A 13,997-nucleotide genomic window follows, 5' to 3' on the forward strand; every position below is an offset into this window, starting at 1 on the left:
CCCACCCCACCCCCCCAACCTACCACACCCCCCCCCCCCCCCCGCCCCCCCCCCCCCCGGGGGGGGGGCCCCCCCCCGGGGGGGGGGGGCCCCCCCCCCCCCCCCCCCCACCCCCCTTTGCCTGTCCGCTCAGCCGTCCAGCACCGTGAGCGGTACCTGGACCGCGATCGGGGTGCCCGCCTCGCTCGCCGTCCAGCCGCGGCCGGGGGCCAGCGGGGTACGGACCTGCTCGGAGGAGATCCGCACCCCGATGAGGTCGCCCTCGCCGATCGACTTCGGCCCGAGCAGGATGCCGCGCCGCGAGCGGCGGGCCATGCCGACCCAGCCGAGGGAACTCATCGACTCGGGCAGCCCGGCGAGCAGCAGGCCCTGCTGCCGGTCGCGCCCCGAAGTGGCGACCTGGCGGAGCACCTTGTCGGCCCCGCACGACAGGAGCAGGTCCGCGTCGTCCACGACGACGACCACCGGTTTCCCGGCGACCGCGCGCAGGGCCTGGGTGACCGTGTCCGCGGAGGGGTCGTGGTCGGTGATGACCTCGGCGAGGTCGTGTGCGGCGAGCTGGCGCAGCTGCGAGTCGCGCGGCGCGAGGACGACGAGTGCCGTGCCGCCCATCAGCAGGGACACACACATGGAGGCGAGCGTCGTACTGCGTCCCGAGCGCGGGGGCCCTGCGACCACGAAGGAGCCGCCGCCGGCCGCGAAGTCGAAGCCGAGGGGCTCGGCGGTGTCGCCTCCGATGCCCACCAGGGCCCACAACGGTCGGCGCTGCGACTCCGGGACGCGGTCCACCGCCTCCTGGAAGCCGATCAGGGAAGGGAGTTCCTCGATGCGGAAGGGGCGGCGGACGGCCGGGAGCGCGGAGTCGCGGGCGGTGGTGCGGCGGCCGATCTCGGCCAGCGCCTCGCCCTGGTCGGTGCCGTCCTCGGTGGGCAGCAGCGCGATCTGGGCCTCGACACCGCTGGGGGCGTGCCAGCCGCGGCCGGGCGGGATGTGCGCCGGAACCTTGTTGCGGCCCATTCCGGCGACGTTGTAGTCGCTGAGGTCGGCCTGCTTGAGCAGGAACCGGCTGTCGTTGTGGGCGGCGAGGCGGCCGCCCAGCAGGACGCGCTCCGAGGTGGCGATGACATGGATACCGGCGGCCGCGCCCTCCCTCAGCAGCCGTACGACCTCGGAGTACAGGCGGCCTCCGTCGTAGTCGTCGAGCATCGCGCTGAGCGCGTCCCAGCCGTCGATGAGCAGCAGCAGATGGGCCGGGCGGCGGTCCTTGGGGAGCTTGGCGCGCAGTTCGCCGATGCCGGCGGCGCTGTGCTGCGAGACCAGGCGCTGACGGCTCGTCAACTCCGCGGTGAGGCGGGCGATCAGCCGCTCCAGGCGTTCGGTGTCGTGCCGCGAGACGACCGCGCCGCAGTGCGGCAGGGACTCCAGCGCGGCGAGACCGCCGCCGGCCGCGTCGATGCCGTAGATGTGCAGGTCGGAGCTGGGAATGACGAGGGCGGCGGAGCCCGCGACGGTCCTCAGGACCTGGGTGCGCCCGGAGCGGGGCGAGCCGATGACGTAGAGGTGGCCGAAACTCGCGAAGTCGATGGTGCCGAGCCGCTGTTGCTGGAACTGCGGGACGTCCATGAGGGCGTACGGCACCAGCGGCAGCCCACCGGGCTCGGGCGGCGGGCAGGGCGGCAGGGACTCCATGCGGACGGTCTCGGCCAGCGGGGGCAGCCAGGGGCTGCGCTGCGGCTTGTAGTCGTCGAGGAGTTCGGCGGCCCGGCCGAGGGCCTCGACCAGGGCGCTCAGGTCGGTGACGGGTTCCTCGCCGCCGGTGAGGTACTCGGTGAGTTCGTGCTCGTCCTCCGCGGTCAGGTCGACGGGACGGCCCAGCCGGTTCCAGGTCAGCTCGACCCCTCGTACGGGACGGGAGGGCGTCGCCGATTCGGGGGTGGCGGCTCCGGCGCGCTCGGCGCCCACCCAGGCCGTCTGGAACGGGGTGGGGGCGCCGGAGCCGCGCCGGATGAGCGCGCGGCCCGGGGTGGAGGGCGAAATGCTGGCTGCCTCCGGCGCGTTGATGATGTCCTGGCTCTCGGAGCGGTCGGTCACCCGCAGGGCGATGCGGAGGTTGGTGTTGGCCTTGATCTCGTTGCTGACCGAGCCGCCGGGCCGCTGGGTGGCCAGGACGAGGTGCAGGCCAAGCGAGCGGCCGCGCTGGGCGAGGCTGATCAGGCCGGGCACGAACTCGGGCAACTCCCTTACGAGGGTGGCGAATTCGTCGATGACCAGGAGCAGGCGGGGCAGCGCGGGGAGCTTCGGGTCGCGGGCCCGCTTGGCCCGGTACTCGGGATGGTCCTTGGCCTCGACGTCGGCCAGCACGCGCTCACGGCGACGCAGTTCGGCGTCCAGCGAGGCCAGGGCCCGCTGCACCAGATGGCCGTCCAGGTCGGTGATCATGCCGAGGGTGTGCGGGAGTTCGGCGCACTCGCTGAAGGCGCTGCCGCCCTTGTAGTCGACCAGCACGAAGGCCAGTTCGTCGGGCCGGTTGACGGCGGCCAGTGAGGCGATCATGGTCTGCAGCAGCTCGGACTTGCCGGATCCGGTGGTGCCGCCGATCAGCCCGTGCGGCCCGTCCCTGACCAGGTCGAGGCGGAGCTCGCCCTCGTACCCGGCGCCGAGCGTGAACGTGGTGGAGGCGGGCCGGCGGGCCCAACTCGCCGCTATCGCTGCCGGGTTGGGCGGTTCCTGGCCGAGCAGTGGCAGCAGCCGTACGTCGGCGGGCAGCCCGGAGTCGCTGTCGACCGTGACGTCGCGCACGGGCGCGAGCGCGCGGGCGACCTCCTCGCACCAGTCGGCGCCGACCAGGTCGGCGCGGACGTCCTCGACGGAGGGCACCCCGGACGCCCGTACGGTCAGCCGGTTGCCCTCGGTCGTGATGACGGCGGTGCACTCCTCGGGCAGCAGCCGTTCGCGTTCGTCCACGCACAGGCTGAAGATCCGCACACCGGGTCCGCCGGTCAGGACCTGGACGACGCCGGGCACGTCCCGCAGCCGCCGGGCGCCGTCGAGGACGACCAGCACGTCCGGTTCGCGCAGCAGGGTGTGGCCCAGCGCGGAGGTGGCGGCGGAGGTCCTGGCCTGGATGTCGGCGATCAGTTCGCTGACGCGGTGGGCGGTGCTCTCCGGGTCGTTGCCGAGCGCGATGACCGAGCCGCGCCGGTCGGGCCGCAGGTGCGGCAGCCAGCGCACCCAGTTCCAGGCGTCCGCGTGCGCGTCGTCGGTGAGGACGACGATCCGCAGGTCCCGGGGACTGTGCAGGACCGCGGCCTGCGCGACGGCCCAGCAGGCCACCGTACGAGGGGTCTCGCCGGCGCCGGACAGGCCCACGACGCCGAAGTCGGCCAGTTCGACGCCGAACGGCACGTCGGCCAGGCGCCAGTGCACCTGGCGGTGGTTGGACTCGCGGGCCTGGTCGTCGATGCGCTTGAGGGACGGGCGGGTGACCGTGCCGAGCCTGAGGGTGAGGTGGTCGGGGTCGCGGCGGCGGCGCTGCCACAGCAGGCTGCCGGGGCCGGTGGCGGTGAGCAGAACGGTGGCCGGGTCGGGGAACGTGGTGTTGCGCAACTGCCGTTCCGCCACGGTCGCGTCGCGCATCTCCAGCTCCAGGGAGGCGCGGCGCAGCCGGTAGACGCGCAGTGCCTCCTCCTGCTGTTTGCGCCCGGTGCGGCGGCCCATGATCCAGTTGCTGACCGCCATCATCGGCGTGAAGAAGATGAAGATGATGAAGTAGAAGGAGCGGAACAGGCTCATCATGACGAGGCCCATGACCAGCGGCATCAGCATCATCAGCAGGGGGAACGGCCGTGAGCCGCGTTCGCCGGGCGGACCCTGCATACGGATCTGCTCGCCGTCCAGGTGCGGGGCGATGCGCGGCGGCCGGTTGTACTCGATGGCCAGGCCGTCGGCCGAGGGGTTGACGGCGGCGTCCGGGTCGAACATCTGGCAGAGCCTCAGCAGATGGTCGCCGAGCGACAGGTCGGCGTACGCGGGCCAGTCCTCGGAGCCGTCGTCCGGCGGCGGAAGCCAGCCGACCGGGGGCGGCGGGGGCTGTTGCGGCAGACCGTCGGGGCCCGGCCGGGCGGGCTGCGGGGTGTGCCCACCGGGACCGCCGTCCTGCGGGCCCGCCGGTTCCTCGGCGGTCAGCGGGGTCCCGGTCTCCGGGTCGACGGGCGGCGGCGGGGTCAGGCTGCGCAGCCCGCAGCGGGCCGGGTCGGCGTTCCCGGGCAGCCGGTAGGTCACCGTGCCGTCCGTGCCGACGGTGATCCACACGCCCTGCTCGGGCGCGCCCCCGCCGTCCAGCCGCAGGGCGCAGCCCCGGTCGGTACCGGCTTCGTGGCTGCCGGGCCCCAGCCGCCAGGACCGCCCGGCGCCGGGCCCGCCCACATGCCGGATCTCCACCAACTCCGGGTCGGAGGACGGCGGTTCCCATGCGCGGGCGGCGGTGCCGGTCGGCACGGGGGCGCCCAGGCCGACCACGGCGCCCTCCCGGATGCCGCTGGCACCGATGGGCAGATCGGGGCCGAGCAGCCGGTCGCCCAGATACAGCGGGCCCGCCTCCAGGGCGGCGCCGAGGTCGCCGACCGTGGCCCCCTCGGGCAGATCCAGCAGATGGTCCGCCCGGCGCCCGGCCGGGTCGGCGGTGGTGAGGATGAGGTTCACGTGGGTCCAACCGTGAGCGGAGGTCAGCTGTGCGTGGACGTGGTGCCGGGGCCGGTGGCCTGAGCGGAATCCGGGCGGCGGGTGTCGGCCGCGCGGGAGACGCCGGGGCGGGAGCCCTCGGAGAGGGAAGCTTCGCCGCTCTCGTGCAGGGAGGCCAGAGAGGTGGTGGCGGCCGTACCGGAGGTGGCGCGGGCGACGATCGCCGCTCCCTCCCCGGTCCCGGTCGGAGTGCCGCTCTCTTCCTCCTCCTCGAACAGGTCGCGCGCCTGGCGGCCGTCCAGTCCCGTCGAGGCCTCGGCGGCCGGGGCGGGCGGCAGGACGGGCGGGATCGAGGGCAGCACCCTGGCCACGGCTCGGCTCAGCGGGCCGCAGCGGGCCAGCAGCGGGGTCCCGGCGACGGCCACCCGGCCGTGCCGGTCGGTCAGCAGCGAGCGGACGTATGCCCGGCCGGGGCCCAGGACCACGGCCCGGACCGTGGGGTCGCCCCCGGGCGGGGCGGCGAACTCCGGGGGCAGCGGGTCCGGCAGTTCGGCCGCGATCAGCACGGGCGCGATACCGAGCCGGGGCGGGGTCTCCCGGGCGGTGCGGTAGGCGGACCGCACCGGAGGGCCCGGGTAGTCCCGGTGCACGCCCTCAGCGACGACGACCAGCGGGCTCGGCAGCCGTACGTCGAGCTGCGCGGCGACCGCCTGGACCAGGGCCGTGGCCGCCCGGTCGTTCCCGGTGACGGAGAGCACGGGCGGGCCGACGGCCAGGTCGAGGAAGGCCGCCGACCGGTCCGCCTCACCGACGGCGACGACGATCGGGCGGACGTCGGCCGCCTCCGGTGTCACCGAGGGCAGGTCCGCGCGGGCCACGAGCCATCGCTCCGGTTCGTCCGGCTCCGTCCACCACGCCCCGTCGGGGTCGGGCTGCGGGAGTTCGGTCCCGGCCAGGAGCACAGCGACCGAGTCGGAGCCCACCAGCGCGGCGTACGGCCGGCCCGGAGCGGCTGCCAACCGGGCCGCCGCCAGGGCCCGTTCGGCGTCCCGCCAGGTCGCGGGGGTGCCCAACTGCCGTACGAGCAAGCGCAGACTGCTCCGGTGGCGGTACCAGGCCCGCACGGGCGCGGTGAACGCGTAACGCGTGACGGCCACTTCACGGCGCAGCCGCGCCCAGGCGGCGCGCCAGCCGCCCCAGCGCATCGCCCACACGCGTAGCAGCAGGAAGACCAGCAGCAGCGCCCCGGCGATGCCGAGCAGACGGTAGATGGTGTCGCTGTGCTGCCGGAAGAAGACGAAGGGGTCGGTGTTCCTCATGCCGCCTGGATCTGGTCTCGTAGCGCTAACAGGGCATAGTGGTTGCGCGACTTGACAGTGCCCTGCGGGATCCCGATGGTCCGCGCGGCCTCCGCCCGGGTGTGGTCGCGCAAGTGGATGTGGAACAGCACCTCGCGGTGCTCGGGCGACAGTCCCGCCAGGGCCAGCCGGACGACCTGGCGGTCGGCGACGCCGTCGGCCAGGTCGCGGGCACTGTCCGGCCGGTGCACCATGTCGTCCGGAATCACGCCGACCGGGACGGCCCGTTCGCGCCGGTGGGCGTCGACCGCGAGATTGCGGGCGACGCGGTGGAGCCAGGCGATCCGGCGCTCCTCGTCGTGCCGGTCGAGGTCGGCGGCGGCGAGCCAGGCTCTCAACATCGTCTCCTGCACGATGTCCTCGGCGCGGTGCCGGTCTCCGGAGGTGAGCCGGTACACGTAGCGCAGCAGACGGGCCCGGTAGCGCTCAGCGGTGGGGGGAGAGCCGGATAATTGAGCGTGAGACATGGTTTGGCTCCAACGACGCTCTCTGTGGGGCGACATGGGGACACCGGGCCTGCTGGGCCGCGGTGGAACTCCGAGGCTATTGACATCTTGCCGATTTTTCCTGTGTCAGCTTTTGCCCAATAACGACAAACCAGAGCAGAGTTACCTCAGATATAGCTCAGAGTTCCATTTCCAATTAGTCACGGAAACAGGCAAGTTACCCAATCGGGAAGGAATGCGGCACCTTCGCGGGTGATCTTGACCGCGGGCTTCCGGTCTGTTCGGCAGGGAACTCGAAGTCCTGTCCGCCGTGACCCGGGGCAGAGCAACAAGCAGATCGCCCGCGCCCTGCGCCCGTCCGAAGCCACGGTCGGGACTCCGGATTCCGGCAGCACGGGGACGCGGGATCCTGGCAGGTACGGCGCATTTCACGGATGCGTTGCAACTCAGCCATCCAGCTGGGCGGCGCGGGTCGCGGCGACGCACCCCGCCCGGGTTCACTGGTGCGGCGAGTTGGTCATGCGGCGCGGTGCCAGGGTGGCGTGGATCTGGCCACGGATGTCGGCGAGGACGGCTTCGTCGCTGCGGTGCAGGTACACGGTGGCATTCGTGCTGATGTGAATGATCGCGGTGATCACGCGCGCCGGCGTCGCCGCGTCGGCGGCACCGATGGACTCCTCGCGGGCGAGCAGGCCGGTGATGCCGTCCTCGATGCGGGCGGAAAGAGCGAGACCCGCACGCCGGTAGAGCTCGGCCGGGTCACCGAGGACCAGCTCGTGCAGATACGCGCGGCCGTTCTCGATCTGCCCTCTGATACAGGCCACCACGGGCCGGATGAGAGCGACGACTGGCTCCAGCACACCCTGCCCGACGACGGTGTTCGCGGCAAGTGGCGGGGCCGGCTTCCCGGGCGGGGCGTTGACTCGCCAGGGCCACAGCCTGAGCATCGGACCCGGTGAACTTCCAGGTCAGAGCCAAATTACTCGTCAGGCGTTGGAGTGAACACCGATGCCGCCGGAGACGGTGAGGTTGTCGCCGGTGATGTAGCTGGCGGCGTCCGAGGCGACGAAGGCCACGGCTTCGGCGATGTCGTCGGGAGCGCCGACGCGGCCGAGCGGGACGTCCCCGGCCCAGGAGTCGATCATTTCCTGGGAGACACCCATCTTGCGGTAGGCAGGGGTGTTGATCAGTCCTGGGCTGACCGCGTTGACGCGGATGCGGCGGGGGGCGAGTTCGAGCGCGAGGGACCGCATGAGGGGCAGCAGAGCGCCCTTGGCCGCTGTCATCGCGGCCCCGAGCCCTTCGGCGGCGCCCACGGTGAACACGACCGAGGCGCCCTCGTTGAGGAGCGGCAGCGCCTTTTGCAGGGTGAAGAAGTTTCCCTTGACGTTGATGTCGAACAGCGCGTCGAAGGCGTCTTCGTCGGTTGATTCGATCGGGCCGGGGCGGGAGATGCCCGCGTTGAGGAAGAGCAGGTCGAGGGAGCCGAGTTGCCGGCGCGCCTGGTCCATCGCCTGGTCGATGTCCGGCAGGGACCGTGCGTCGGCCCGGACAGCCGTGACGTCTTCGGGAAGTCCGGCGTCGGCGACATTGCCGAGGCCGGTGACCATGACGCGATAGCCGCGGGAGTGGAGCAGTTCGGCGGTCGCCTTGCCGATGCCGCTGGTTCCACCGGTGATCAAGGCTGCGGGTGCAGGCATCGTGCAGCCGAAAGCGCTGGCATCTGGACCTCCCGGAGTTCTTGGCGCTCCAGGTCCGTGTACGGCTGGTACCGGGCGAGACGCCGGAACCCGGCGTCACCGAACTGTCCTGACGGCTGTAGGCAGACACACCAGCCGGGTGCGGGCCGGAAGCCGGGCTCTCCCGACCGCACCCACATCCTCGGCCCGAGCCCCTCATCGCTATGTGTGGGCGTACGGCTCCGCGGTCAGGTCGGCGAAATCGGCCAGCATGGCGGAGGTGTTCGGTTCGAGCCCGGTGAACTCCCGGAAGGCGTCGGCCGCCTGGTGGACGAGCATGCCCCCGCCGTGCATGACCTGACAGCCACGCAGGCGCGCGGCACGAAGCAGTGCCGTCTCCAGTGGGCGGTACACCAGGTCGACGACCCACAGGCCGCCGTGCAATATCTCGGCGGGCAGCGGTAGGCCCGGATGTCCGGCCATACCGATCGGTGACGCGTTCACCAAGCCGTCCGCGCCCGCCAGTTCCACGCCGAGCGTCTCCGGTGCGCATGCTTCGGCACGTTCGGCGCCGGCCTCCTCGTTGAGCGCCTTGGCCAGGGCGCGTGCCCGGTCCGCCACCGCGTCCACGACCGTCAGCCGTGCCGCTCCCAGGTCGAACAGGGCGTGCGCGACGGCAGAACCGGCACCGCCGGCGCCGAGTTGCACCACGTGACGCAGCGATACGCCGGGCAGCCTCCGCGAGAAGGCCGCGCCGAACCCGGTGATGTCGGTGTTGTGTCCGACGGCCCGGCCGTCCGGGGTGAAGACCACGGTGTTGACGGCCCCCAGCCGCACCGCGGTCGCGGACAGGTCGTCGAGATGGGGTACGACGAGCTCTTTGCACGGGTGCGTGATGTTCAGGCCGGTGAAACCGCAGTCGCGGGCGGCTCGGACGAGTCGCGAGACGTCCCCGGGCGGCGTGCCGATGCCATCGATGTCCACCAGCCGGTACAGGCAGCGTACGCCTTGGCGGTCGGCCTCGCGCTCATGGAGCTCGGGACTGAGGGAGTGGCCGATCCCCGATCCGATGAGACCGACCAGATATGAGTCCTGGGCCACGGCTGCTCCACGGGGTTAATGTACGAACCAGTTCGTTATGGATATCAGGGCGTGCGCGTCCCGGGGAACCCCGCGGCAGTGGTCAGTTGGGAAGCGGCCCCTGCGCGCCGGGTTCACAGCCCCAGGTACACCTCCCTGACCCGGGGGTCATGGCTGAGCGCGCCGGAGGTGCCGCTCATCGCCACCTCGCCGTTCTCCATGACCAGGCAGTGGCTGGTGGCGCCGAAGGTCAGTTTGGCGTTCTGCTCGACCAGCAACAGACTCAGCCCTTCCTCCCTCAGCTTCAGCAGTACGTCGAGGATGTTGCCTACGAGCTTGGGAGACAGCCCCATGGAGGGTTCGTCCAGCACAAGCAGTCGGGGGCGTGTCATCAGGGCGCGGCCGATGGCGAGCATCTGCTGCTGTCCGCCCGAGAGGGCGCCTGCGAGCCGGTCACGCATCTCCCCGAGGACCGGGAACAACTCGTAGATCTCGTCGAGTTGTTGGTAGGTCTCCTTGTTCCAGGCGCGTGAGTACGCCCCCAGCAGCAGGTTCTTCTGCACCGGCAGCCCGGGGAAGACGTGCCTGCCCTCCGGGACGTAGCCGATGCCGTGACGCACCATGTCACGTCCCTTGACCTTCGACAGGTCGCGCTCGCCCAGGGTGATGCTGCCACCGCTGCGCGGCACCAGCCCCATCAGCGCTTTGAGGGTCGACGTCTTGCCGGCCCCGTTCGCGCCGATGATGCCCACGGACTCGCCGGGCTCGACGCTGAACCCGATGGAACGGACCGCGCAGACGCCGCCGTAGTGGACGCTCAGGTCCCGCACTGTCAGCTTCTCTGCGGGGCGGGCTTCGACGGCGCTCATGAGGTGGCCTCCTTGGCCCGGGCCGAGGACTCAGCCGTGTCCGGGGCGAGCCCAGCCATCTCGGAGTCGCCGAGGTAGGCCTCGATGACCTCGGGCGACGCCACGACCTCACTGGGTGTCCCCTCTGCGATGACCCTGCCGCTCGACAGCACGGTCACCTTCTCGCAGAGCGACATCACCAGTCCCATGTTGTGTTCGATGAGCACGACGGTCGTCCCGCTGTCGCGGATGGACCGCACGATGCGGATGAGCTGTTGGACCTCCTCGCCGTTCAGTCCCGCCGCGGGTTCGTCGAGCAGGAGCAGCCGGGGCCTCGTGGCCATGGCACGGGCGATCTCGATGCGCCGCTGGATGCCGTACGGCAGAGAGGTCGGGGCGGCCTCCGCGAAGTCTGCGAGGCCGTAGCGGTCCAGGATCTCCTGCGCCTCGGCGCGCAGCCGACGCTCACGGCGGATGACGCCCGGCTGCCACAGTGCGTACTGCCAGATGGAGTGGGTGCGGGTGCGGTCGAGCGCGACGAGGATGTTCTCCGCCACCGTCAACTGCCCGAACAGGCGCAGGTTCTGAAACGTGCGGGCCATGCCCGCGAGGGACAGGGTGTAGGTGGGGGCGGTCGTGATCCCGGCACCCGCGAAGCTCACTTTGCCTGCCGTGGCCCGGTAGAAGCCGCTGATGACGTTGAACAGCGTGGTCTTTCCCGAGCCGTTGGGGCCGACGACCCCGCGGATCTCGCCCGCTTCGACGGCCAGGGACACCTCGTCCAGTGCGCGCAGGCCGCGGAAGTCCTTGCTGACCGCGTCGATGGTCAACAGCAGCTCGTCCTGGGGTGGTTGGGGAGCCGGGTCGTAGGGGACGAAAGGGCGCAGGTCCGCTCGCGCCACGCTGCGCCCGCGCCGGCGGTCGTACAGGCCGCGCAGGCGGGCGGGGACTCCGGCCAGGCCGGTCGGCGCGAAGACGACCATGAGGACCACGACGACGCCGTAGCCGAGTTGGGCGTACGTCGAGAAGTCCGAGAGCCACTCCCGAACCAGTGTGAGGCCGATCGCCCCCACCACGCAGCCGACCAGCGATCGCCGGCCGCCGATGATGACCATGGCGAGCAGGATGAACATGTTGCCGATGGAGAAGGTCTCCGGTGCCACGTACCGGATGAGACCGGCGTAGAGGACTCCGGCGACCCCGCCGAAAAGGCTAGCAAGCAGGAACGCCGTCATCCTCAGCAGCGGGATCTCGGCGCCCATGGCCCCGGCGGCCAGGGCGTCGTCGCGCATCGCGCGCAGCCGGCGGCCGAGCGACGTGTGGACGACGAACAGGCCGAAGGCGAGGGCCAAGGCGAAGACGACCGCTTCCAGGTAGTAGTAGAGGTACTCGCTGGAGAGGTCGATGCCGGGCAGGGTGGGCACCGGGATGGCCGAGATGCCGTCGGCCCCGCCGGTGATGTCCGCGTTGGTGATCCAGTTGATGAAACCCAGGGCGAGGCCGAGGGTGACGATGCCCAGGTAGTGGGACTGCATGCGCAGGGCCGGGACGCCGACGAGCAGACCGGCGGCGACCGAGGCGAGCATCGCCAGGACCGCCGCCGCCCAGAAGCCGTATCCGGAGTGGGTGGTGAGGATGGCCACGGCGTAGGCGCCGACGCCGAAGAAGGCCACCTGGGCGAGGTTGATCTGGCCCGAGACGCCCATGGCCAGGCCCATGCCGAGGGCCAGCAGGGCGTAGATGAGGGCGATGTCCACGACGTGGATCGTGTAGCCGCCCACACCGTAGGGCAATGCCCAGGCTGCGACCGCCACGGCGCCCACGGCGGCGATACGGGACTTCACGCGCGGCTCACCGTCCTCTCGCCGAAGATGCCCGTCGGGCGGATCATGATCGCCACGGTGAAGACGAGGAAGGTGACGAGGACCGAGTACCCCTGGAAGTGGCCCGCGGCGTAGGAGTCCAGGACGCCGATGGCCACCCCGCCGACGACCGCACCGGGGATGGAGCCGAAACCGCCGAGCATCGCCGCGGCGAAGCCCTTGATGCCCAGGGCGCCGCCGAGGGAGGCGTCGACGTAGAGCATGGGGCCGACCAGGCCGCCGGCGAGGGCGGCCAGACCCGCTCCGATGGCGAAGGCGAGGGCGTTGCTGCGGCCGACGTCGATGCCGACCGCGGTGGCCGCCTCGTGATCCATGGCCACCGCCTGCATGGCCGCCCCGCGTTTGGTGCGGGACAGGAAGAAGGCGAGTCCGACGACCGCGAGCGCGGTGACGGCCATCACCAACAGGTCGTACGTGCGTACACGGACCCCGAAGATGTCCAGCGGCGCGGCCCGCAGCGGGGACGGCACGGCACGACCGGTCGTCCCCCAGATGAGGATGGCGACAGCCTGGAGGACGATGCCGAAGCCGATCGTGCCGATCAGCATCAGGTCGAAGTCCTTGTTCTCCAGCGGCCTGAGCACGCGTTCGATGACCAGGCCGATCGCCCCAGTGATCACGATGGCCATCACCATGGCCACGGCGAAGGGGAGTTTGGCGGTCAGATAGAAGGTGGAGGCGGCGTACGCACCGATCATCGCGATGTCCGCGTGGGCGAAGTTGACCAGTCCCATGGTGCGGTACACCAGGGAGAAGCCCATCGCGACCAGGGCGTAGACGGCCCCGAGGCTCAGGCCGCCGACAAGTGTCTGAAAGGTTTCCTGCACGTCCGTCTCACTTCTGTGCGACGAGCTTGCCGTCTTGGATGATGCCGATGCTGGTCCTGGTGATCCCGACACCGTCCTCGCCGTAGGCGAACTGCCCCAGAAGCCCGTCGTACTTGGTGGCACGGATCGCGTCGGCCAGCTTCTTGCCGGTGGCGACATCACTGTTCTTCAGGGCGGTGAGCAGGATGCTGGTGCCGTCGTAGGCCTTGGCTCCGTGAAGTTCGGCGTCCTCGCCGTAGGCGGCCTTGTAGGCGGCGGCGAACTTCTGGGCGGCGAGGCTGACGTCGTTGCCCAGGTAGGGCGAGCTGACGATGGTGCCCTCGGCGGCGGCCTTGCCCGCGGTGTTGATGAAGACCGGAGTGCCCTGCGGGGCGGCGCCCGCGAACGGGGCGGTGATGCCCAGGTCACGGGCCTGCTTCACGATGAGGCCCGCCTCCACCTCCTCCGAGCCGATGAAGATCGCCTGCGGCTTCTTGGAACGAATGGTGGTGAGGGCGGCACTGAAGTCCTTCTGGTCGGTCGTGACCACCTGGTCGGTGACCGGGCTGACGCCGAGTTCCTTGGCGGCCTTGATGAAGGCGTCGTGCTCGCCCTTGCCGAAGGAGCCGTTGTTGGTGATCATCGCGATCTTCTTGTAGCCCTTGTCCTCAAGCAGGTACTTCGCCAGGGTCGTGTCGTACGTCGTGCTGGTGGGCCCGTTGAGGAAGAGGAACTCGCTCTTCTGCTCGACGAGGGCGTCCGCCTGGCCCGAAGTGATGTTGGGGATCCCCGCCTGCTTCAGCACCGGGGCCATGGCGATGGTGACCGCGCTCTCCGCGGTGCCGATCATGGCGATGTACTTCTCGTCGGCTATCTTGCGCGCCAGGTTGGTGCCCGCGGTCGGGTCGCCCTGGTCGTCGAACGACTTGATCTGGATCTTGCGGCCGTTGATGCCGCCCTTCTTGTTCCACTCGTCCACGGCAAGCTTGGCGCCCTTCCACTCCCACTCGCCCAGCGAGGAGAGCTGGCCGCTGCGGGCGTCGACGACGGCGATCTTGATCGGGCCCGAGTCGGACTTGGAGTTGTCGCTGCCGGACTCGCCGGGCGCGCTGCAGGCGGCCAGGGCCGCAGCCAGGGCGACGGCGCCGACGAGCGTGCTGCGGGGGGCCGGAGGCCTGAGGGAGCGGTTCATTGTGGTCACCTCATGAAGGACGGAT

The 13,997-nt window shown here is 71.1% G+C and carries 10 protein-coding genes; all 10 read right to left on the bottom strand.

The genetic code is table 11. The features are described from left to right. Positions 1 to 129: 129 nt before the first annotated feature. The 10 genes from ACFYRX_RS16505 to ACFYRX_RS16550 all read right to left on the bottom strand — a co-directional run bounded on the left by ACFYRX_RS16505 (position 130) and on the right by ACFYRX_RS16550 (position 13,972). Positions 130 to 4,701, bottom strand: a complete 4,572-nt coding sequence (locus ACFYRX_RS16505) for an FtsK/SpoIIIE domain-containing protein (RefSeq protein ID WP_389100082.1) — start codon at positions 4,699 to 4,701, stop codon at positions 130 to 132. Positions 4,702 to 4,724: 23 nt separating this feature from the next. Next, a complete protein-coding gene (locus tag ACFYRX_RS16510) occupies positions 4,725 to 5,999 on the bottom strand; it encodes a hypothetical protein (protein ID WP_389100084.1) in 1,275 nt (424 codons plus the stop codon). Then, on the bottom strand, positions 5,996 to 6,505 hold the full coding sequence (locus ACFYRX_RS16515) for a sigma-70 family RNA polymerase sigma factor (RefSeq protein ID WP_389100086.1): 510 nt from the start codon (positions 6,503 to 6,505) through the stop codon (positions 5,996 to 5,998). Before ACFYRX_RS16515 ends, ACFYRX_RS16510 begins: the two co-directional genes overlap by 4 nt. Before the next feature lie 476 nt (positions 6,506 to 6,981). Further along, complete coding sequence (locus ACFYRX_RS16520) at positions 6,982 to 7,308, bottom strand: hypothetical protein (RefSeq protein WP_389100088.1); 327 nt, start codon at positions 7,306 to 7,308, stop codon at positions 6,982 to 6,984. A gap of 162 nt (positions 7,309 to 7,470) precedes the next feature. Continuing rightward, positions 7,471 to 8,184, bottom strand: coding sequence for an SDR family NAD(P)-dependent oxidoreductase (locus ACFYRX_RS16525; protein ID WP_389100090.1), 714 nt, complete (start codon positions 8,182 to 8,184; stop codon positions 7,471 to 7,473). 201 nt (positions 8,185 to 8,385) lie between these two features. Then, a complete protein-coding gene (locus ACFYRX_RS16530) occupies positions 8,386 to 9,264 on the bottom strand; it encodes a shikimate dehydrogenase (protein ID WP_389100092.1) in 879 nt (292 codons plus the stop codon). A gap of 113 nt (positions 9,265 to 9,377) precedes the next feature. Further along, the gene (locus tag ACFYRX_RS16535; RefSeq protein WP_389100094.1) at positions 9,378 to 10,112 is read right to left on the bottom strand and encodes an ABC transporter ATP-binding protein; all 735 of its coding nucleotides are present in this window, start codon (positions 10,110 to 10,112) and stop codon (positions 9,378 to 9,380) included. Further along, on the bottom strand, positions 10,109 to 11,935 hold the full coding sequence (locus ACFYRX_RS16540) for an ATP-binding cassette domain-containing protein (RefSeq protein ID WP_389100096.1): 1,827 nt from the start codon (positions 11,933 to 11,935) through the stop codon (positions 10,109 to 10,111). Before ACFYRX_RS16540 ends, ACFYRX_RS16535 begins: the two co-directional genes overlap by 4 nt. After that, a complete protein-coding gene (locus ACFYRX_RS16545; protein WP_389100098.1) occupies positions 11,932 to 12,801 on the bottom strand; it encodes a branched-chain amino acid ABC transporter permease in 870 nt (289 codons plus the stop codon). The genes ACFYRX_RS16540 and ACFYRX_RS16545 overlap by 4 nt, the downstream gene beginning before the upstream one ends. Positions 12,802 to 12,808: 7 nt before the next feature. Next, positions 12,809 to 13,972 (bottom strand): ABC transporter substrate-binding protein, encoded by a 1,164-nt coding sequence (locus ACFYRX_RS16550; protein ID WP_389100100.1) that lies wholly within the window; start codon positions 13,970 to 13,972, stop codon positions 12,809 to 12,811. Positions 13,973 to 13,997: the final 25 nt, after the last annotated feature.

It is taken from the genome of Streptomyces sp. NPDC005374, assembly GCF_042872225.1.
In the GTDB taxonomy this organism is placed as follows: domain Bacteria; phylum Actinomycetota; class Actinomycetes; order Streptomycetales; family Streptomycetaceae; genus Streptomyces.

Excerpts from the sequence above, each read along its gene's own strand:
- ACFYRX_RS16535 (WP_389100094.1), bottom strand. The coding sequence starts at position 10,112 with ATGAGCGCCGTCGAAGCCCGCCCCGCAGAGAAGCTGACAGTGCGGGAC.
- ACFYRX_RS16525 (WP_389100090.1), bottom strand. The coding sequence starts at position 8,184 with ATGCCTGCACCCGCAGCCTTGATCACCGGTGGAACCAGCGGCATCGGC.
- ACFYRX_RS16510 (WP_389100084.1), bottom strand. The coding sequence starts at position 5,999 with ATGAGGAACACCGACCCCTTCGTCTTCTTCCGGCAGCACAGCGACACC.
- ACFYRX_RS16515 (WP_389100086.1), bottom strand. The coding sequence starts at position 6,505 with ATGTCTCACGCTCAATTATCCGGCTCTCCCCCCACCGCTGAGCGCTAC.
- ACFYRX_RS16550 (WP_389100100.1), bottom strand. The coding sequence starts at position 13,972 with ATGAACCGCTCCCTCAGGCCTCCGGCCCCCCGCAGCACGCTCGTCGGC.